This window comes from Pseudoalteromonas sp. Bsw20308 (assembly GCF_000310105.2).
GTDB classification, from domain to species: domain Bacteria; phylum Pseudomonadota; class Gammaproteobacteria; order Enterobacterales; family Alteromonadaceae; genus Pseudoalteromonas; species Pseudoalteromonas fuliginea.
In genome coordinates, this window is the sequence record NZ_CP013139.1 from 729,676 (window position 1) to 750,296 (window position 20,621).

Genomic DNA, 20,621 nt, shown 5'->3' on the forward strand with positions numbered 1-20,621 from the left:
TTGAATACCCAATTAGTTGGCTTAGGTGATACGCAATTTAGCGTGGCGGTATACGTAGCAAAAGCGCCGCCAATGCCGTTTTTTGAAACACTCGAATGCCTTGAGCCGGTTATAAATGAGCAAATAAATACCATAAACCAGCACTGTGGTAATGGTTGGCGCAAAGTGTTTAACGTGTACGCAAAAGTGCTATTTGCCCTGCCAAGTGAGCATTATTCATTTGCTAAACAAGCCTCTACTTGGCAACAATATCGCGATGAGTATTTACTGCAAAAAAACAGTAAAACTGCCCTGCTATTTAGCGCGCCTAACACTACTATTACGTGTGCAAATAAAGCTACTAGCAATAAAAACCAGTTACACATAATTGCCGGTCGTACGCACGCTAAAAACTTATTACAACAAGGTAAGTTACATGCACAATTTGATTGGCTCGACGACGAGTTTGCAATAGACACCAGTAACAACATTATTGTGTGCCCATATTTTGATTATAGACAGTTAAGTAATATAAAAATTGCGAGATTAAGCGAACTAGTCGCGCAGCTAAAAATGACTAAATAACCTGAACTCTGGATAATAAATCTATCTCAAGCAGCTATTTTCAGCGCTAACTGCGTTGAATTTACTTGCAATAGGCCAGCTATTGACGCGTAAATTCGCCTTGCTTTCACTGAAAATCTCTGGCTAGAGAAAATAAATTTAAATATCAAAATAATTTAATATGTTAGTAAATATCTTAACCAGAGTTCAGGTTAAATAACACATTGTAAGGAACGACTATGGCCGGAATTTTAGAGTTAAACGAATTATTAAAATCAATGCAGCCAGCGCTTAAGCAAGGCGAGTATATTTTTTGTTGCTTAGCAGGCTCACTTGCCGATTATGTTCATTTAGAGCCACTTGCCACTTATGTTGAAGAGGAAGGGCTAACCCTTATTTTAAAAGCTGAAACCGCCGATAAAGCAGGTATTACTTACGAGGGTAAATATAATTTAATTACTCTTAATGTACATTCAAGCTTAGAGGCCGTTGGGCTAACTGCTGCGGTATCGACAAAGCTGACTGAGCATGGCATTAGCGCTAACGTGGTAGCTGCGTTTTATCATGACCATATTTTTGTACAAACAGACAAGGCACAAGCCGCGATGAAAGCACTTGGAGAGATTGGTTAGGATTTGCTGGCACAGCCATGATTTGAGTGATGTGGATATTATAGCCTCGGTGGAGCTTCGCTTAACCGACCTATAAAAACTGATACTGCTATAGAGCAATATCAGTTTTTTTGTGCACATTTGAGCTATTTTCGCAGTATTGCTTATCAACAGGTTCAAGTTTTACTTTATCGCCTGCAGTAACGGCTACACATTGCGTATTTTTATCGAGTTTTTGCTTTTGAATTACAGTAAATTCACCTTCGTTGGCAGCGTATAAATTATATTGATAGGCGTCATTACCGCCTTCAAATAATGCGGTAAATAACCCTCCTATTAAGCCGCCAATTATGGCTCCGCCTACCATTTCTTCAGTGTTACCATCTAAGCTGTCTACAAAGCCAAACCCAGCGCCTGCTGCTATGCCTGTGCCTACTTCTGATGAAAGTGTTACGTATTGCATAGATTCTACCGCTGCATAGTAACGCTTAACTATTTTGTTTTGGTTGTTACGGTCAACCCCTTGTGACGCACAACCTGAGAGTAGCAATACCGCTATAAGATATTTTTTCATGCTGATTTCCCTTTTAATCATTTAATAGGGAAATAATAAGCATCAGAGCATAAAAAATATGTGAGAGCTTTGTTTGTATCTGTCAGAAGTTGTAAGCGTGTGTAGTGAAATTAAAAACATATTTTTTCACTCAACAACCAGCTTTGATACCACCCATTTATGCAGTGGGTTTTTACTGTAACGCGGATGCCATGCGGCTACTACATCAAACGGGGCTGGTAACTGTTGCAAATCAATTTTTACCAGCTCTGAGCTTACTGCGCGTGAGGGTAAAAATGCAATGGAGTCTGTAGTTTCTAGATACATCGGTACAATAGAAAAACACGGAGCCGACACAACAACATTGCGTGTTAAATCAAAGCTTTTAAACCAATCGTCAATAGAGCCTTTGAAATTTGGACGCGAAGGCGAGGCAATAATGCTTGGGTAACTGGCTATTTGTGCAAGCGTTGGTTTAGTCCCTGCTATTGATGAGTTAGGTGAGGTAACGCAAATATGTTGCTCTTCAAATAGCTTAACAATGGGGTAAGTACTTGGAATGTAGTCGGGGAAAGCTATCGCTAAATCGACTTTACCGCTTTCCATTAAATCGTGCAGACTATCGAGTTCAAAGTCTCTTATTATTAGCTTTAAATTGGGCGCATGTTCTCTTAGCTCTTTTACAAGTGTAGGCAAAACAACTTGTTGTGCGTAGTCTGTAGCGGCTATTACAAACGCACCATTAACCGTTTGTGGGTCAAATATTTTAGGGGCCAGTAATGTCTGGAAATCGTTTAGTAATTTGTCTATATCTACCGATAGCTCCTCAGCATATGGCGTAGGCACAAAACCGGTAGTTTTTCTTAAAAACAACTGATCGTTAAACACATCACGTAGCTTTTTAAGTTGCTCACTCACTGCTTGCTGGGTTAAGCCCAATTTACTTGCCGCCTTTGATGCGTTTTTTTCACGTATTAGCGCTTGAAATATACGTAGTTGTTTTATATCTAGCCTGTCTAATTTGTTCATGCAATTGTCTTTACCGTTTAAGCAGTGGTGCTTAATTTAACATATTACCAAATTTTCTTGTATCACTTACATAAAATGGTTGTTTCAAATTGTTGAGCTGCCCCCTTACTATGCCCCTACACACTAATTTGAATGATTGGAGCAAACAATGAAAACAGTAATTTTAATAGGCGCACGAGGTAAAATGGGTCAAGCGGCATTAACTGGTTTAACTAAGCACAAAGTAATTACGGCGGGTCGCTCTGGCGATGTTGATCATATTGTTGATATTACCAGTGAGCAGTCAATTACTGAGCTGTATGAAAAAGTAGGCCATTTTGATGCCGTAGTTAATACCGTAGGTTTATGCGAGTACGAAACATTTGCAGATATGAGCGAAGCCCAGTGGATGAGCACTATTATGAGCAAAATGATGGGGCAAATTAACCTTGTGCGCATTGGTCAAAAGTACATTGCTGATGGCGGTTCATTTACTTTAATTAGCGGTATTTTAAACGTTAAGCCGATTCCGTTTGCGATTGCTGATGCAACAATCAGCGGCGCAATAGATACCTTTGCAAAATGCGTATCACTAGAAATGCCACGAGGCACACGTATTAATGTGGTAAACCCTACCGTACTTGAAGAAGCATGGGGCGTTTACGGCGAAATGATGCCAGGTTTTCAGCCAGTACCAGGCAAACTTGTAGGTAAAGCGTTTGAGCGCTCGGTTGATGGCTTCATTACTGGTGAAGTTATTTTTGTAGACGCATAAAGCCTAATTAGTAGCCTGTTATTGAGAGTAACCTAATGAAAAGTCATGTACTGATATTAATATTAATTTCTATCGCTCTTTCTGGCTGCAGTAGCGTGCCAGTAAGTGGTGTAAATAGTACTGTTGAAAGCCCTACTAATACAAATAAAACGTGTAAAAGGGTACTTAGGCATAAAACACATATTAAGCATTGTAGGCCAGAAACCAAGCTTAATTGATACATGTTACAGGTCGAATAGTTTGCTATTCGGCCTGTAACATTTGAAGCTATTTAATGTAATTAGATTCGATTTAATTCTACAACCATAATAAGTTAGAGTGTGAAGTGGTTGCAGATTTTAATCATTAAAACTTATTTTTTATGAGAAATTTGAATGTTAATGACTAAATCACTCATAACTGAGGTTATGAACTTAGCCCAGCCTCTGAGAGATTCTTTGATAATTAAAATTGATTAAACTATCGATTCAACAATTTTTAATGCTTTAAGCTCGTTTTCATCGGTAATGCCATCAGCTTCAATCACTTGTTTGAGAAGTTCTAATACAAATACCCTCATTGGTTGATCAATAATATGTGTCATCCGATGTTGAATAAATGAATCTATTTCACCGCTCTGCACGGCTAAAACACATTTTCTGGTCATATCTACAATATAATTATCAAGCTCAATGGCTGAGTTCCACTCGATCTTATGTGCCCATGCTTCAACAACATTTAGCTCTTCATCAGCGATAGAACCATCCACGGTAACAAAAAGTAAAGCAAGGTCTAAAAGTGATTCTTTTTGTAGTTGTTCGACACAGATACCCATATCAAAATTATTTAATAATTGCTCAAACTTCATAACGATCCTTTGATAAAATAAAGATAGAGTATTTGAGCTTATACCAAACCATTTTAAAAAGTAACCTAAATAGGCCTCACAAATTGGGTGTGTTCGATTTTAGACAGTTAAGCTTTTAATTGAGATTGCCTTTGTAGGCAAGGCTGAGCTTACTTTACTTTACAGGTTATTATTAACTTTGAATCGCTATTTCACTGTATATTTTGCCCACAAACGCGGTGCTAGGTCGTAGTGAAATTTGTACAAAAACACCGAGCTAGTTTACTCGGTGTTTAATAGTTCTTAATAGCGAGTTTGGTTTTGTACAAACTAAACAACGTATCCGCTAAAACCTAGCGCTTTAAAATACAGCTTCGGAATACCAAATTTGCACTCATTTAGCAATTCGCTAAAGCGCATTCTATCAAGCGGGTAAAACTCATTTTCTAAGTCATGCCCTGTTTGCGTTTTACCTGTTTCAGTTAAACCCAATTGCGCGCACGTTGTAAGCTGGGCTTCGCGCTCAAATGAAGTTTCGGGGCGCATTAAATCTGCAATATAAAGGTTTGCGTCTTTTTTGAGGCTTCCTTTAATTGCTTTTAATAACTCTTTTTTATCGCCGTTATCTTCTAAAAAATGCATTACCAATAAACATAAAACGGCATCGGCTTTAACCGAGAATTTATTAACAGGTCCGGTGTGAATATTGACGCGGCTTGCTATGCCTTGCTCATCAAATTGCTGCTGTGCGATAGCAAGCATATCGGCTGATGTATCTTGCGCAGTAAATTGCCATGTAGGGTTTAGTGCAGCCAGTGCAAGCACTTCTTTGCCTGTGCCTGCCCCTACTACCAAAATATGTGCATTGTCGCTTAGCGTTGCTTGTAGTTGCGCATTAGTGAGCTGATGTAATAATTCATAACCAGGAACTACACGGGTTATGCGGCTATCGTATTGTGTTGCTTGCTCGCCTGTAAACGTTGGCATTGTATCTCCTTGTTTTCAGTAATGTTGCTTATAAAACTTCAACTGTGGAATATCCACCTGGCTTTTTGGCTACATGCACTTGAGTGGCTACACGCTCGCTCATTTGTGTTACGTGCGATATAACGCCTACTTTTCTGCCTTGTGCTTGCAAAGAATCCAAAGCGTCCATTGCAATGCTTAGGGTTTCGCTGTCTAACGTACCAAACCCTTCGTCAATAAACAAAGAATTGATTTGTACTTTGTTAGACGAAAGCGATGCTAAACCAAGTGCAAGCGCTAGCGATACTAAAAATGACTCGCCGCCCGAGAGCGTATTAACAGAGCGTTGCTCGTCGGCCATGTCGCGGTCGATAATTGCAATGTCGAGCGTTTGCGCTATGGCGGTTAATTCATAGCGTTTGTTGAGTGTTTTTAAGTGGCTGTTGGCATAGTGCAGTAATATTCTTAGCGTCTGTGTTTGCGCTAAGTTACGCATTTTTTTACCTTCTTTATCTCCAATTACCTTATTAAGCAAGTGCCACTGATCAACCTGTGTTTTAAGTGTAGTTAACTCAGCCTGCTTACCTTCAAGCGACTTTGCGTTTTGGTTGTGTTGCTCAATAGCGGTATTAGTCGCTAGTAATGCGTTTTGCAGCTGCGTTTGTTGCTCGTTTAAGCTACTTAGTTGAGTATTTGAAGCCTCTACATTTTGTGTTGGTTTATCGCTACTGTTGTGTTTTTCAAGCGTAAGTTGCTGCTGTTTTAATGCGGCATTTGCATCTGTTAACGCTTGAGTTAACTGCTCGTGCTGATTTAAATGCGCTTTAATAGTATCGCTACTGAGCGTTAGTAAAATTTTGACCTGTTCGTGCGTTGCATTGCTATATTGCGCTTTAAAGTCAGTAAACCACTGGTTATAACGTGCCTCAAGTGTTGCTAGTTCTTGGCTGTTTTCAAGTAAGCGTTGCTCCACATTTTTAAGCGTTATAGCGTGCTCATCTCGTTGTTTTATAGCGTCGTCATAAGCTTTTTGACTCGCTTGAACCTGCGATTGTTTCTGCTCTTGCTCACTTGTGAGTTTTGCTTGGAAGTCGTCTGCGCTTATTTGCTCATTATTAAATAAAGCTGAGCGCTCACTTTGTACCGCGTTTAATAGCGCTTTAGCTTTTACAAACTCTTCATTAAGTACTTTTAACGATTGCTCGTTGTTACTTATAAGCGGTGTGAGCTGCTTTATTTGCTCATTAGCTGTGTCTTGGCGCTTTTGGCTTTGCTCAAGTTGCGTTTGAGTTTGCTGATACTGCGCAACCCGCTCGTGCAGCTCGCTAAGTTCAAGTGTATTGGCTTGTAGTTGCTGCCAAAAATCACTGTTTTCAAATTGGCTATTGAGCGTTGTACCCAGCTCGTTAATTTGTGCACTTAGCTCGCTACGCTTACTCGTTATTTGGTTTTTCTGGTGTGTAAGCTCAAGGTGTTTATTACTCAGTTGCTGCTGTATTTGCTGCTCTGCTTTAAGTGCTGCTTGTAGCTCATTTACTTTAGTTTGCAGTATACGTTGACGTTTTTGTTGCTCAAAGTATTGCGCTTTCTGATCGTTTAATTGCTTATAAGTTACTTCAAGCTGATCAGGGGGCAAACTAAAAAGTTCTGTGCGAGCTGCTTGCATAGTGTTGACAATTTCAAGCCGCTTGGTGAGTGCCGTTTGTATTACTTGCTCAAGTTGCCCGTGTTCAGCAGTTAAAACGGCATGTTGAGTTTGGTGCTTATGCAGCTCGCTTTGTGCATGATCAAATTGCTTTTTAGCTGTATTAAAAGCATTTTCAAAATCAGTAATTAAGTTATTTAATTGCTGATTTTGATTTACCGCATAGGGGTGCTCAGTTGCGCCGCACACTAAACAAGGCTCATTAGGGCGAAGCTCAGTGCGTAAATGTTCTACGTTTTCGCTCGCTCTTAAGTGCGCTTGGTTAAGTGCGTACTCGCTACCTTTAAGCGCTTGCTCGCTGGTTATTAAATGCTGATTAAGTAAAGTATGGGCTTGCTGGCTTTCATTTAACTGCTGATTAAGTACTTGTTGGCGTTGAGTGCTTTGTTTTAGTTCTGCGTTAAATTGCCCGTAACGCTCGCGCTGCTCTTTTAAGTAATCAATACTTTTTAACTGCGCGTCGCAGTGCTCTGCATTAAATTCATTAAGCTGAGTATTTAATGCCTGTAAAGTTGATTGCTCACCACTAAGTGCCACCTCGCACTGCTGCACTTTATTATTTTGCGCATTTAAAAGATCGTTCTGACCTGCAAGCTCGCTATTAAGAGTTTGGCTTTGCGCAGCGTTTGCGGTTAATTGCTGCTGTGCATTTAAGTAGGTATTGAAGCTTTGCTGATAGTAGCTCCAGTCTTTTGCTAAAACATGCAGCTGTGCATGCTCATTAAGCCATTGCTGGCCTTTAGTTGAGTCGGTATTAGCAAATTCAAGTTCGTTATTGCTTTGTTTAAGCTGCTGTGTGAACTCATCTAATTGAGATTGCTCTTTGGTTATTTGCGACTCTGTGCCTTTTACAGCTTGAGTTTGCAAAGCAATGCTGCTGTCGAGCTCTCTCGCTTTAGCTATAATAGGCGCTGCATTTTGTTTTTGCTCATTGGCGTTATTAAGTAGCTCGGTATGCTTAGCAAGCGCGGTATTACGCTCGTTAATTACCGCTAAATGATCAACACTTTTAAGTGATGTTATTTGCTGAACCAACGCCGTATTTTGATCGGTTAACAAATTAAAACGGCTGCGGTTATCTTTTATTTCAAGCGCTTGTTTAGCTTGTTTTGCCTGCTCGCTTTGCTCAACGATACTTTCAAGCGCTGAGCTTGCTTGTTGCTGGGTTTGCTGTGCTTGCAGTAAGTTTTGCTCAAGCACTGTAGCTTGCTGATACCAGTTAAGTGCTTTTTCGGTTTTGGATAGCTCTTTTTTAGTGTGTTCTGTTTGCACTTTTAAATCGGTTAACTTGGTTTGTTGTAGCTCAAGTTCATCGCGCGTTAACAGAGTATAGCTTTGAAGGCCTGCTTTAAGCGCTTCAAGCTTTGCTACTTGCTCTTTATGGCGCTCAAAAATACGCACGCCAATACGGCTAAATTTATCGGTGCCTGTTAAACACTCTAAAAGCTGCGCTCGCTCATCGCCAGTGGCTTTTAAAAATGCAGCAAACTCATGTTGTGCTAAAAGTACGGCACGGGAGAACTGCTCAAAGTTAAGCCCTATTTTGCTCTCAACTTCTTTTATTGTGTGGCTTTTGTCAGCTATTAAAGTTTCGTCTGGCAGGGTAACTAATGTGTGCTCTGCTACTTTAAGTTTGCCTGTTACTTTTTTATGAGTGCGTGAAATTGTATAGCGCGCGCGATAAAGCTGTTTATCTTGTCCTAAAAAGTCAACCTCGGCGTAGCCTTCCCAGGTACCTCTGCGCAGTAAATTACGCGCGTCATTGAGCTTTATGCTGTCGCCATTAAACTCAATTAAGTTACCTTTATCACCGCGTAGCCTCGCTGTTTTTGTATAAAGGGCTAAACATATCGCATCTAAAAAAGTACTTTTACCAGCGCCGGTATCGCCTGTTATCGCAAATAAGCCTGCATCTTTTAATGGGGCTTTAGTAAAGTCTATTTCAGCGTCAACTATTGAGGCTAAATTATGAATACGAACTGCGGTTATTTTCATAGTTTTTCTTGCTCCGTAAGCTCGTTTATCACGTCACTTAAAAGTGCTTTTAGCTCATCGGGTACGCTTTGCCCTGCCATGTCTTTATCGTTTGCAAATGCTTGTTCTAATAGGTTTAGTGGGTTGAGCATTTCAACTTCGCTTAAATCTTCAAATACGGTGTTATCGTCATTTTGCGCTGATTGTTCACGTACACGTTCAATACCACAAAATTTAATATGTTTGCCTTCAAGTGCTTGTTCTATTTGTTCTCTGAAGGTGGTGTCGATATCGCTTGATTTAAGCTTTACACGTAAATAAGGCGCTATTGTATTTTGTGCAGTGTCGAGCGCTTTAATTTGCTCGCATAGTTCGCTCAATGGTACACACTCCCCTTTTGGTAAAATAATTACATCGGCAGAGCGCGGGATGTAAAGGGGGTTTACAGTTGTACTAATGTGTTGTTTTTCATCAATAATAAACTCAACAACGTTTACTTGGTGCGTGTAGTTACGCTCTGAAAACGACATAGGGATAGGTGTGCCGCTGTAGCGAATAATATCGCTTTTAGCGACTTGTTGCGCTTTGTGTAAATGCCCAAGGGCAACATAGTTGGCTTGTTTACCAAATACATTGGCTGAAATAGACTCCTCACCACCTATTACTAAGTTACGCTCAGAATCACTTGAGATATCCCCGCCTTTTGCGTGTAAATGCCCCATAACTATTAATGGTGAGTTTTGCTCGTTTATATTAGTAGCGTGTTCTAGTGCAAGCTCGTAAGCTTTTGCAACGCCTTGAGAATAACTAGGACCGCTTTCAGTTTGGCTAAGTAAACTTACATCGCTTGCACGTAAAAATGGCATAGCGACGATTACAGCGCGTTTACCATTGGTATTTATGGTAATAACCGTTTCATCGGGTATTGCGACATCAAAGCGCCCTACTACGTGTGTATCAAATTGCGCTAGTAATGGCTGAGCTGCCAAAATACGATTCGCAGAGTCGTGATTACCCGCAATAATGACTATGTGTAATTGTGGGCATGCCTTTTTGGCGTCTTTAATAAATTGGTAAAGCTGATTTTCGGCGCTAGCGCTTGGAGTTGCGGTATGATAAATATCGCCAGCAACTAAAAGTAAGTCTATTTGTTGTTCAACAAGAGTGGCTAATAACCATGTAAAAAAGGCTTGGTGTTCAACACGGCGGCCGTGTTCATAAAATTGTTGGCCAAGGTGCCAATCTGAGGTGTGGAGGACTTTCATGTCGCGCTCTTAAAAAACCAGTAAGAGCGCCAATATACCCAAGGTAATTAAAGATGCAAGCCTAAGGACCATTTTAAGATTAGGTTAAACTATACCAGCCTACAAAAATAATCGGTAATGCTAGCAATGCCATAATTAGTGGGTACTTTAGTGTTTTAGTTTGCTTAGTTTGTAGTACTTTTAAAGCATTAACTTCGTTACATGCTGCTACTTTATCAATGTAAAAATAACCAGAATCGAGATACTGTTTACAGTTGTTCTCATTTGCCGGGATAGCAATTAGTTCTTGTTGTTTTTTTAGGATATAAAAATCCATGAGTCCACCGCATTTATTGCTACTAATCTATATTTATTTGAGGATAAATGTGACGAATTTATTTGCCTCAAATAAAAGGGTGGGCGATTTTAAATACAAACAGCATTAAAGATCAATAAAAATATTAACTATTTTTAATTTATCGTATAAATAGCCAATATTATTGAGATTGCAGCAATATTTACGCCAATAATAACGCGTTTCTTATTACTTTTTTGTATGGATGGGAGTCGTTTTAACGCATCCTGTTTGTTACATGCCGACACTATATTTACGTATTTGTAGTTATTATTTTGGTAACTTTCAAGCAATTCTTCTTCAGCTGGAATAGCTTCGAGCTGCTGATCTTTTTTAACAATATAAAATTTCATAGCAGTCTCCGTTTTTACTAATGTAATTTGAAGTTAATGTAAGTTAACAAATATACCTACACTGTAGTTTGTTGTAATGAATTAGGGATGAACTCTATAAATTGAGTTGTTTGTTCCTATTTTAATACTAAGTAATTGTGTTTTTTGTAAACCCCCTTTACAGTTTTGCTCCCGTTTATTTTAGTCATAGTTTTATACATAATAAAAAGCTGTAAAACGTTAATGAATACCACCTTATAAAAGCTGCACTTTGTCGTTAATTTATTGAACAATAGCCATTATTTTGTCAAAGTACGCCTACTAAAATCTATCAGGACTAACAATGAAAAAAACAGTTCTTACGCTGAGCGCTTTTGTATTGCCATTGGCAATGTCGAGTGCAGTTATGGCGTCTTCAGTTGAGCAAACAAAAGGTTCTTATGTTGATAAGTTTCGTCAATTAGACGAAGCTCTGCCAACACCAAATGTTTACCGTAGTGCGGCTGGCGAACCAGGAGAAAAATACTGGCAGCAACGTGTTAATTACGATATTGATGTAAAGCTAGATGAAAAAAAGCACCGTATTACGGGTAGCCAAAATATTGAATATAAAAATAACTCACCACATACGCTTAAATATTTATGGTTACAGTTAGATCAAAATATTTTTAAAAGTGATTCAATTGCCGAAACAACAAAAACATTTAAAAGCACTTTAGAAAGCTTACCAGCTCAAAAGCCAGCTAAATTAAGTTTAGGTGAGCTACGTCGTCAGCAATTTATGAGCGACAACGAACTTGGTTACACTATTAGTAGTGTTAAAGACGAAGACGGCAAAGAGCTGCGCGTAACTGTTGTTGATACTTTAATACGCGTTGATTTAAACGAGCCATTGAAACCAGGTAAAGAAGTAGAATTTAGCATGAACTTCGCCTTCAACATTGTTGAAGAAGATGCTGTAGGTGCACGTTCTGGTTACGAGCATTTTGAAGAAGACGGCAACGACATATTCTTAATTGCTCAGTGGTTTCCTCGCTTAGCCGCTTATACCGATTATGAAGCATGGACAAACAAACCATTTTTAGGTTCTGGTGAATTTACACTTGAGTTTGGTGATTACGATGTTGAGATTACCGTTCCTGCGGATCACATTGTATCGGCAACAGGTAAGCTTGATAACGCGAGCAAAGTACTAACAAGTACGCAGCGCAAACGTTTAAAGCAAGCTGAAACATCTAAGCGTCCTGTGTTTATTGTTAACGCAGAAGAAGCGCTAGAAAACGAAAAAGAAGGCACCGACAAAACTAAAACGTGGCACTTTAAAGCGCAAAACGTACGCGACTTTGCTTGGGCGTCTTCTCGTAAGTTTATGTGGGATGCAAAAGGCTATCAACAAGGTGGTGACGTTCAACCTTTAGTTATGGCTATGTCATTTTTCCCTAAAGAAGGTGGCGACTTATGGAAAAAGTACTCAACTGAAGCGGTAGTACACACAATGGAAGTGTACTCTAAGTATTCTTTTGATTACCCATACCCAACAGCTCAATCTGTTAATGGCCCTGTTGGCGGTATGGAATACCCAATGATTACCTTTAATGGTCCGCGCACTAAGCTACAAGATGATGGTACACGTACTTATTCTCAAGCTGAAAAACGTTTTTTACTTGGCGTAGTTATTCATGAAGTGGGTCATATTTATTTTCCAATGATTGTTAACTCAGATGAACGCCAATGGACGTGGATGGATGAAGGCTTAAATAGCTTTTTAGATGGCGTTGCCGGTCGTGAATGGGATCCTACTATTCCTTGGGGTGTTGAGCCTCGCGATATAGTGAGCTACATGAAGTCACAAAACCAAGTGCCAATTATGACTCAGTCAGACAGCGTATTACGCTTAGGTCCTAATGCTTATACTAAGCCTGCCGCAGCACTTAATATTTTACGTGAAGTGATTTTAGGCCGTGACTTGTTCGACTTTGCATTTAAAGAGTATGCTCAGCGCTGGAAATACAAGCGCCCTACCCCAGCAGATTTTTTCCGTACAATGGAAGAAGCCTCTGGTGTTGATTTAGATTGGTTTTGGCGTGGCTGGTTTTACACCACAGACCATGTTGATATCTCTTTAGATAAAGTGTATCAACTTCGTTTAGACACTAAAAACCCTGATATTGATTACAGCCGTTTACGCGATATTGAAGCAGACAAGCCTACTTCATTATTTGTTGAGCGTAACCGCGCAGAAGGTAAAAAAACATGGGTTGAGCAAAACCCTGATGTTACCGATTTTTATGACGAAAACGACCGCTTTACTGTAACCAATAAAGAACGCAACTCGTACAACAAGTTTTTAAAAGGCTTAGAGCCGTGGGAGCGTAAAACCCTTGAACGCGCTTTAGAAGAAGATAAAAATTATTATGTAATGGAATTTTCAAACATAGGTGGTTTGGTAATGCCTATATTACTTGAGCTAACATATGAAGATGGCACTAAAGAAGAGCGTTATATTCCTGCTGAAATTTGGCGTCGTAATTATAAAAACGTCCAAAAGCTGATTGTTACCGATAAAAACAAGCCGCTTGTATCAGTGACTGTCGATCCAGGTTGGGAAACAGCTGATGTAGATGTTGAAAACAACAATTACCCTCGCCGTATTATTCCTTCACGTATCGAAGTGTTTAAAAAGGAAAAGAGTAAAGCTAAAGTGAGTCGCGATATCATGCAAGATATTAAAACTGAGCTTAAAAGCGATGAGAAAAAAGACGAAAAGGATGACGGTGGGGAGCCGCAATAATGCGCTTTTTGCTTATTATTGTTTGCCTTTTAGTTGCTGCGCCAAGTATAGCGCATCAACTAAAATCGTCAGTTACAACGGTGCTTTTTAACAAACGAACGCATAATGTTGAGTTAATGCATCGCTTTTATTTACATGATACCGAACATGCCGTAGGAACATTATTTGAAGGCAAAATCGATATTATTAGTAATAAAACCGATCAACAACGTTTTGCTAAGTATGTTGAATCGCACGTTGCGCTACAAACACTAAGTGGTGAATCTATACCGCTTAGCTTTGTAGGTGCACAAGTTGATGGAAAGTTTTTTTGGGTTTACCAAGAAGCACCTATACCAAAAGGGATTGAAGGGATTAAAATGAGTAATGGTGCACTGCGTGATTTATGGCCAACTCAGGTGAATATGGTTAATGTTGAGGGGAAAGGGAGGATTAAAACCTTAAACTTTGCCCAAGATGATACGTGGCTTGAAGCCCGCTTCGAGCAAAATTAATTATTATTTGGATAAACCTTTCCCAATCTACGCGCACTGTAATTAATGTGCGCGTATTCTCTTCTTTTGTTTAAGATACATTCATAATTGATCTGTACTATGTAAAGTACCGTAAAATTAATCAACTTGTATTGTATATTTACCTTGTTTCGCGCAATCTAAAGGTAATTACTAAGTTTTTATTTTTTCTTTATTATCAGTTGATTGATGTGTTTACGCATTATTAATTTAAATATAGTTGATGTTATTTCCCCATAATTTGGGCATAAGTAGTAGAGCATTTTATGTTTAAAGTACGTTTAGTTAATTATTATTACACCCAAGGAATGATATGACGACTCAGGTAGAGGCTATTCATGGTGTTATTTTTGATTTAGATGGCACATTGGTATCGTCTGAATTAGATTTTTCGCTTATAAAAGCACAAATAGGCTGTCCTTGTGAGCAGGACTTACTCGATTTTATAGCGCAACTCCCATCACCTTACATGCGTGAAGAAGCTATGAATATTGTGCATCAGCATGAGTTACTCGATGCTCAACATGCCACGTTATTACCAGGTGTTAGCGAAGCTATTGCACAGTTAAAAGCTAAAAAAATTCCAATGGCTATAGTTACTCGAAACTTTGATAAAGCAGCATCAATAAAACTTCAGAATAATCCATTACCTATCAGCACGGTTTTAACGCGAAGCGACGCACCCGCAAAACCAGATCCAAGTGCATTAAATGCAATTGCTACGCTTTGGGATATTAGTTCTGCTAATTTGCTCTACGTTGGTGATTACTTATATGACATACAAGCTGCACACAACGCAGATATGCGTGCTTGTTTATATGCTCCTGATGTGACTCCTGGTTATGCAGATCAAGCTGACTACGTTTTACATGACTTTTATGAGCTAGTTGGATTAATTGATAATTACTCAGAAAATTAGAGTTATGTTAAATAGCGTGTTACTTAATTTAATTAGTAATAAGTAGTACACTATTTAAATTACAAAACTAGCCCAATACGTTTTGAATTGGTAAAATACTGCAAAACGTAACGTATTCATTAGAGGCACAAAATGGGCAGAGCATTTGTAGTTCGTCAAAGTTCTATGATCAAAACGGCTAATGCTAAAACGAAAATAAACTCAAGGTATGGTAAAGAGATTTACGTTGCAGCAAAAAGTGGTGAACCCGATCCCGAAGTAAATCAAACATTACGCCGCCTAATCGAAAAAGCTAAAAAAGACCAAGTTCCCGCACACGTTATTGAAAAAGCAATTGAGAAAGCAGCCGGTGGAGCAGGGGAAGACTATTCAGTTGCCCGTTACGAAGGCTATGGCCCTGGTAATTGCATGGTTATTGTTGACTGTTTGACCGATAATCCGAACCGTACTATCAAAGATGTACGTTTGCCATTTACTAAAACAGACTCAAAAATTGGTACTCCTGGCTGCGTAGCGCATATGTTTGATCATTATGCGGTACTTGGCTTTGCAGGCGATGACGATGAGGTCGTATTAGAAGCATTAATGATGGCTGATGTTGATGTAACCGACGTTGAAGCCGAGGACGGTAAAATATCGGTATTTGCACCGCCAACAGAATACTTTAAAGCTAAAACAGCCCTTGAAGATGCATTTGAAGGTATTAATTTTGAAGTAGACGAAATTACGTTTATTCCTCAAGTTAATATTGAAATTGAAGACGAAGAAGTTATCGCTAACTTCGATAAGTTTATAAATATGCTTGAAGATTGTGACGATGTACAAAATATTTATCACAACGCGATTGTAAAAAATTAAACGTAAACGGTTAAAAGCTTTAAAAAGCGTGTTTTGTGTATGCAAAACACGCTTTTTTACGTTTGAATAAATGTTAGATATTCATGTGTATTATGCTTATTTGAATATATATTTTTAAAATGCCATAAAAGCGCTGCTATTTTAATTCTAGGCGATAAAAAACCAGCCCGAAGGCTGGTTTGACTCAAAAAACAACTCAAGCACGTGTTAAAAATTTGGAGTGATTAACAATGTTGTGCTTTGTATTTAATACGGTAGCTATGCAGTAATGGTTCAGTGTAACCACTAGGCTGTGTTACGCCATCTAAAACTAATGCAGTAGCGGCTTGAAACGCAATGCTGTTATTAAGGGTTTCTTCGTCTGTTGCCATGGGTGTATAGGCAGTGTCATGCTCGTTTTGACCATCAACCACTTTGGCCATTTTAGCCATAGTTGATTTTATTTGCGCCTGTGAGCACACGCCATTTAGCAACCAATTAGCCATATGCTGGCTTGAAATACGCAGTGTGGCTCTGTCTTCCATTAGCCCAATATGGTTAATGTCAGGTACTTTTGAACAGCCTACGCCTTGATCAATCCAACGTACAACGTAACCTAAAATACCTTGTGCGTTGTTTTCTAGCTCACTTTGAATATCTTCTTTTGAAAGCGTTTTAGGGTCTGTCATTAGCGGCGGTGTAAGTAGGTTATTAAGGCTAGCAATAGTACGTTTAGCTATGCTTTGCTGCTCATTAAATACGTTTATATCGTGATAATGCATTGCATGCAGGGTAGCAGCTGTAGGGGAGGGCACCCATGCTGTATTAGCGCCTGATTTAGGATGCGCTAGTTTTTGCTCCATCATTAATGCCATTTTATCTGGCATTGGCCACATGCCTTTACCTATTTGTGCTTTATGACTCAAGCCACAAGCAAGGCCAATATCGACATTGCGATCCTCGTAAGCTTGTATCCATGGTTGCTGTTTAATCTGTGCTTTTGGAAGTACAACGCCCGCTTGCATAGAGGTATGAATTTCATCGCCTGTGCGGTCTAAAAATCCAGTATTTATAAATATAACACGCTCTTTGGCTGCACAAATACAGGCTTTTAGGTTTACAGAAGTGCGGCGTTCTTCATCCATAATACCCATTTTAAGCGTGTTTTTAGGTAAGCTTAGCGCTTCCTCTACTAAGCTAAATAAAGTGTTAGTAAATGCTACCTCTTCAGGGCCATGCATTTTTGGTTTAACTATATTAATACTTTGCGCGCTTGAATTTTTTATACCTGTTTTTTTATTTAGGTCGTGCAGGGCAGCAGTAGCAGTAAACATCGCATCCATAATGCCTTCAAATACCGGTTGATTGTACACATCGGTAATAGCAGGGTTCGTCATTAAATGGCCAACGTTTCTTACAAACATCATGCTACGGCCTTTTAAAGTAACTGTGCCACCATCAAGTGCGGTGTATGTTTTATCACTTTGCAGAGTGCGCTCAACAGTTTTATCGCCTTTTTTAAACGATTCAACTAAGCTACCTTGCATCAACCCAAGCCAATTTTTATAAACTTGTACTTTATCTTCTGCATCTACCGCAGCTACTGAATCTTCACAATCCATAATGGTGGTAAGCGCGGCCTCTAGCACTACATCTTTTAAGCCTGCTTTATCAGCTTGGCCAATAATGTGGTGGTGATCGATATGTAGCTCTATATGTAAGCCATTGTTTTTTAATAACACTACAGTTGGATTTTGCGCTTCTCCTTGATAGCCAATAAGCTGAGATGGGTCAGCTAATGTGGTTTGAGAGCTATCACGCAAGGTAATTAAAAGTGCGCCATCTACTACTGAGTAATTCGTGCTTTCTATATGCGAGCCATTAGTCAACGGCAATGCTTTATCTAAAAACTGGCGAGCGTAGGCCATTACCTTAAAGCCACGAACAGGGTTGTAGGTATTACCTTTTTCAGCCCCGTCATCTTCGCTTAGTACATCAGTACCGTATAAAGCGTCGTATAACGAGCCCCAACGCGCGTTAGCGGCATTAAGTGCAAAGCGTGCGTTACTTACAGGCACAACCAATTGAGGGCCTGCTGTAAGGGCCACTTCAGGCTCTACATTTTGGGTTTCAATTGTAAAGTTGGCAGGCTCTTTTACCAAGTAGCCAATATCTTGTAAAAAGGCATGGTACTTGGCGCTATTCCACGTTTTATTAGCTAGATGATAGTCATCTATTTGCTGTTGAAGCAGCTCTCGCTTTTCAAGCAGTGCCTTATTTATAGGGGTAAGCGTTTGAACTATATGTGCAAAGCTTTGCCAAAATTGCAGCTCACTTAAGTGAGTGCCAGGGAGTAATTGGCTTTTAACAAAATCAGCGAGTTGTGTGTCTACGCTGAGTCCTGAGTGTGTGAGAGTGTGGGACATAATTGCCCTCCTTAAACGGTCGCGATGTTGTTGTGCGCTTGTGCGTTAAGGCAACAATAACGCAAAAAAGCAATGTTGAGTGCTTTTTAGTCATTCATAAAATATATAGCCGTAATAACAACTATAAATTTACTAAATCTAAAAAATGAGCCTAATGTTGATTTAAGCGCTACGGAGCATGAGTAACGTAGCCACTCTCACAACATTAAAATAATTTATACCAATCTGCTTATGTATGGGGTCTATTTAACGTTAAGAAAATTACGCTAGAGCTAGGCAAAAATTTTTGTATCTAGTTATTCTAAATAAAAAATTTTTAACGACGTTATAGTGCAATTTAATTCGTTAAATTGATCAAAGATTTATGCAGGTTGGTATTACACACCCGTTCGAAGGATTTTATTATGACAACATATCAACGCGAAACAGACACACTCTCAACTCTTTGCCAATCTCAAGGTAGCGCATGGCACGCAATCAACCCTGAATATGCAAGCCGCATGCGCTTGCAAAACCGTTTCCGTACTGGGATTGAAATTGCACAATACACAGCAGACGTAATGCGTGAAGATATGGCAGCATATGACGCAGATACAAGCCAGTACACACAATCTTTAGGCTGTTGGCATGGTTTTACAGCACAACAAATGATGATGGCTATTAAGCGCCATCAAAAAACAACTAAACGCAGCTATGTATACTTAAGTGGCTGGATGGTTGCAGCGCTTCGCTCTGCATTTGGTCCGCTGCCAGATCAAAGCATGCACGAAAAAACATCGGTACCTGCATTAATTGAAGAAATTTACACATTTTTAAAGCAAGCAGATGCACGTGAACTCGATCACTTGTTTAACGACCTAGATGAAGCAAAAGCGAACGGAGGCGATGTTCAAGCTGTTATTGATAAAATAGACAACTTTGAAACCCATGTTGTGCCAATTATTGCTGATATTGACGCAGGTTTTGGTAACGAAGAAGCAACTTACTTACTGGCTAAAAAAATGATTGAAGCCGGTGCGTGTGCCATTCAAATAGAAAACCAAGTATCTGACGCTAAACAATGTGGTCACCAAGCGGGTAAAGTGACCGTTCCACACGAAGACTTTTTAGCAAAAATTAACGCAGTACGTTACGCCTTTTTAGAGCTAGGTATTGATAACGGTATTATTGTGGCACGTACAGATTCATTGGGTGCCAGCCTTACGCAAAAGGTACCTGTTTCGCAAACGCCAGGTGACTTAGCAAGCCAATACAATGCATTTTTAGAAACCACGCCAATTAACGGTGTTGATGACTTAAATGAAGGCGACACGGCAATGAAAATTAATGGCCAGTTATGTAAACCAACTCGTCTAGATAACGGTTTATTCCAATTCCGTGAAGGCACGGAAAAAGATCGTGTAGTACTAGATTGTATTACTAGCTTGCAGTCGGGCGCTGATTTACTGTGGATTGAAACAGAAAAACCACATGTTAAACAAATTGCAGAACTGGTAAATCGTGTAAAAGAACACGTGCCAAATGCAAAACTGGTATACAACAACTCGCCTTCGTTTAACTGGACGCTTAAGTTTCGTGAGCAAGTGTATCAAGAGTGGGAAGAGGCAGGCCGTGACCTTAGTGCTTACCCAAGTCTTGGCGATAATAAAGGCCTTATGGCACCAGAAATGGATGCAACAGAGCTTGCGCAAGCAGCCGATTTACTAGTGCAAAACTTCCAGCGCGATGGCGCACGTGAAGCCGGTATTTTCCATCACTTAATAACCTTGCCGACATACCATACAGCTGCGCTAAGCACTGATATTTTATCAGAAGGTTACTTTGGCGATATGGGTATGCTGGCTTATGTACGTGACGTACAACGCCAAGAAATTCGCCGTGAGCAAGCATCGGTTAAGCACCAAGATTTAGCAGGGTCTAACATGGGCGATACGCACAAAGAATACTTCTCTGGTGATAATGCGCTAAAAGCCGGTGGTGAAGACAACACCATGAACCAGTTTTAATTCCTAACTAGATAGTGTTACTCAAGGGCCAATAGGCCCTTTTTTATTGCTTTAAATAAAGTTAGAACATTGAAGCATAATTACAGATCAGACTTTAACTAGGGCGTATTGATCTTTGTGGATTGAAATTTGTTCAATCTAGGGGCGATTAAATCGCGGCGCGAGGTTTGTAACCTAGTGGGCTAAGTAAAAACCGAGCAACAAAGAGTTTATCGTCCCTAGAAAGAACCCAAAGGGC

Annotated in this window: 17 protein-coding genes; 8 read left to right on the forward strand and 9 right to left on the reverse strand. The window is 39.6% G+C overall.

The features are described from left to right. Positions 1-564 carry a DUF6942 family protein gene (locus D172_RS20460; protein ID WP_007376691.1) on the forward strand — a complete coding sequence of 188 codons (564 nt, stop codon included), beginning with the start codon at positions 1-3 and terminating at the stop codon, positions 562-564. Positions 565-782: 218 nt separating this feature from the next. Beyond that, positions 783-1,175 carry an ACT domain-containing protein gene (locus tag D172_RS20465; protein WP_007376690.1) on the forward strand — a complete coding sequence of 131 codons (393 nt, stop codon included), beginning with the start codon at positions 783-785 and terminating at the stop codon, positions 1,173-1,175. An 88-nt stretch (positions 1,176-1,263) separates the two neighbouring features. On the opposite strand, the gene D172_RS20470 is transcribed toward D172_RS20465, so the two are convergent. Continuing rightward, positions 1,264-1,728, reverse strand: coding sequence for a hypothetical protein (locus tag D172_RS20470; protein WP_007376689.1), 465 nt, complete (start codon positions 1,726-1,728; stop codon positions 1,264-1,266). A gap of 126 nt (positions 1,729-1,854) precedes the next feature. Continuing rightward, the gene (locus tag D172_RS20475; protein WP_007376688.1) at positions 1,855-2,736 is read right to left on the reverse strand and encodes a LysR family transcriptional regulator; all 882 of its coding nucleotides are present in this window, start codon (positions 2,734-2,736) and stop codon (positions 1,855-1,857) included. Positions 2,737-2,884: 148 nt separating this feature from the next. Here D172_RS20475 and D172_RS20480 point away from each other — a divergent pair, with 148 nt between their 5' ends. Beyond that, positions 2,885-3,490 (forward strand): short chain dehydrogenase, encoded by a 606-nt coding sequence (locus D172_RS20480; protein WP_007376687.1) that lies wholly within the window; start codon positions 2,885-2,887, stop codon positions 3,488-3,490. 454 nt (positions 3,491-3,944) lie between these two features. On the opposite strand, the gene D172_RS20485 is transcribed toward D172_RS20480, so the two are convergent. The 6 genes from D172_RS20485 to D172_RS20510 form a co-directional block, all read right to left on the reverse strand. Further along, a complete protein-coding gene (locus tag D172_RS20485) occupies positions 3,945-4,337 on the reverse strand; it encodes a hypothetical protein (protein ID WP_007376685.1) in 393 nt (130 codons plus the stop codon). 309 nt (positions 4,338-4,646) lie between these two features. Continuing rightward, entirely contained in the window at positions 4,647-5,303 is a 657-nt protein-coding gene (locus D172_RS20490) for a class I SAM-dependent methyltransferase (RefSeq protein WP_007376684.1), read from the reverse strand. 28 nt (positions 5,304-5,331) lie between these two features. Further along, positions 5,332-8,982 (reverse strand): AAA family ATPase, encoded by a 3,651-nt coding sequence (locus tag D172_RS20495; RefSeq protein ID WP_007376683.1) that lies wholly within the window; start codon positions 8,980-8,982, stop codon positions 5,332-5,334. Beyond that, entirely contained in the window at positions 8,979-10,226 is a 1,248-nt protein-coding gene (locus D172_RS20500) for an exonuclease SbcCD subunit D C-terminal domain-containing protein (protein ID WP_007376682.1), read from the reverse strand. Before D172_RS20500 ends, D172_RS20495 begins: the two co-directional genes overlap by 4 nt. 79 nt (positions 10,227-10,305) lie before the next feature. Next, a complete protein-coding gene (locus tag D172_RS20505; RefSeq protein ID WP_007376681.1) occupies positions 10,306-10,542 on the reverse strand; it encodes a hypothetical protein in 237 nt (78 codons plus the stop codon). A gap of 134 nt (positions 10,543-10,676) precedes the next feature. Continuing rightward, the gene (locus D172_RS20510) at positions 10,677-10,913 is read right to left on the reverse strand and encodes a hypothetical protein (RefSeq protein WP_007376680.1); all 237 of its coding nucleotides are present in this window, start codon (positions 10,911-10,913) and stop codon (positions 10,677-10,679) included. 322 nt (positions 10,914-11,235) lie between these two features. On the opposite strand from D172_RS20510, the gene D172_RS20515 reads away from it, so the two are divergent. The 4 genes from D172_RS20515 to D172_RS20530 all read left to right on the forward strand — a co-directional run bounded on the left by D172_RS20515 (position 11,236) and on the right by D172_RS20530 (position 15,972). Next, positions 11,236-13,683, forward strand: coding sequence for a M1 family metallopeptidase (locus tag D172_RS20515; RefSeq protein ID WP_007376679.1), 2,448 nt, complete (start codon positions 11,236-11,238; stop codon positions 13,681-13,683). Further along, positions 13,683-14,177, forward strand: coding sequence for a DUF6702 family protein (locus tag D172_RS20520; protein WP_007376678.1), 495 nt, complete (start codon positions 13,683-13,685; stop codon positions 14,175-14,177). The genes D172_RS20515 and D172_RS20520 overlap by 1 nt, the downstream gene beginning before the upstream one ends. A 331-nt stretch (positions 14,178-14,508) precedes the next feature. After that, positions 14,509-15,114, forward strand: a complete 606-nt coding sequence (locus D172_RS20525) for an HAD family hydrolase (RefSeq protein WP_007376677.1) — start codon at positions 14,509-14,511, stop codon at positions 15,112-15,114. Between the two features lie 132 nt (positions 15,115-15,246). Further along, positions 15,247-15,972 (forward strand): YebC/PmpR family DNA-binding transcriptional regulator, encoded by a 726-nt coding sequence (locus D172_RS20530; RefSeq protein WP_007376676.1) that lies wholly within the window; start codon positions 15,247-15,249, stop codon positions 15,970-15,972. Positions 15,973-16,196: 224 nt separating this feature from the next. Here D172_RS20530 and D172_RS20535 read toward each other — a convergent pair whose 3' ends face one another. Then, on the reverse strand, positions 16,197-18,377 hold the full coding sequence (locus tag D172_RS20535; protein WP_007376675.1) for a malate synthase G: 2,181 nt from the start codon (positions 18,375-18,377) through the stop codon (positions 16,197-16,199). 404 nt (positions 18,378-18,781) lie between these two features. Between D172_RS20535 and D172_RS20540 the strand changes: the two genes are divergently transcribed. Then, positions 18,782-20,383, forward strand: a complete 1,602-nt coding sequence (locus D172_RS20540; RefSeq protein ID WP_007376673.1) for an isocitrate lyase — start codon at positions 18,782-18,784, stop codon at positions 20,381-20,383. Positions 20,384-20,621: the final 238 nt, after the last annotated feature.

Excerpts from the sequence above, each read along its gene's own strand:
- D172_RS20465 (WP_007376690.1), top strand. The coding sequence starts at position 783 with ATGGCCGGAATTTTAGAGTTAAACGAATTATTAAAATCAATGCAGCCA.
- D172_RS20470 (WP_007376689.1), bottom strand. The coding sequence starts at position 1,728 with ATGAAAAAATATCTTATAGCGGTATTGCTACTCTCAGGTTGTGCGTCA.
- D172_RS20475 (WP_007376688.1), bottom strand. The coding sequence starts at position 2,736 with ATGAACAAATTAGACAGGCTAGATATAAAACAACTACGTATATTTCAA.
- D172_RS20480 (WP_007376687.1), top strand. The coding sequence starts at position 2,885 with ATGAAAACAGTAATTTTAATAGGCGCACGAGGTAAAATGGGTCAAGCG.
- D172_RS20485 (WP_007376685.1), bottom strand. The coding sequence starts at position 4,337 with ATGAAGTTTGAGCAATTATTAAATAATTTTGATATGGGTATCTGTGTC.
- D172_RS20490 (WP_007376684.1), bottom strand. The coding sequence starts at position 5,303 with ATGCCAACGTTTACAGGCGAGCAAGCAACACAATACGATAGCCGCATA.
- D172_RS20495 (WP_007376683.1), bottom strand. The coding sequence starts at position 8,982 with ATGAAAATAACCGCAGTTCGTATTCATAATTTAGCCTCAATAGTTGAC.
- D172_RS20500 (WP_007376682.1), bottom strand. The coding sequence starts at position 10,226 with ATGAAAGTCCTCCACACCTCAGATTGGCACCTTGGCCAACAATTTTAT.
- D172_RS20505 (WP_007376681.1), bottom strand. The coding sequence starts at position 10,542 with ATGGATTTTTATATCCTAAAAAAACAACAAGAACTAATTGCTATCCCG.
- D172_RS20510 (WP_007376680.1), bottom strand. The coding sequence starts at position 10,913 with ATGAAATTTTATATTGTTAAAAAAGATCAGCAGCTCGAAGCTATTCCA.
- D172_RS20515 (WP_007376679.1), top strand. The coding sequence starts at position 11,236 with ATGAAAAAAACAGTTCTTACGCTGAGCGCTTTTGTATTGCCATTGGCA.
- D172_RS20520 (WP_007376678.1), top strand. The coding sequence starts at position 13,683 with ATGCGCTTTTTGCTTATTATTGTTTGCCTTTTAGTTGCTGCGCCAAGT.
- D172_RS20525 (WP_007376677.1), top strand. The coding sequence starts at position 14,509 with ATGACGACTCAGGTAGAGGCTATTCATGGTGTTATTTTTGATTTAGAT.
- D172_RS20530 (WP_007376676.1), top strand. The coding sequence starts at position 15,247 with ATGGGCAGAGCATTTGTAGTTCGTCAAAGTTCTATGATCAAAACGGCT.
- D172_RS20535 (WP_007376675.1), bottom strand. The coding sequence starts at position 18,377 with ATGTCCCACACTCTCACACACTCAGGACTCAGCGTAGACACACAACTC.
- D172_RS20540 (WP_007376673.1), top strand. The coding sequence starts at position 18,782 with ATGACAACATATCAACGCGAAACAGACACACTCTCAACTCTTTGCCAA.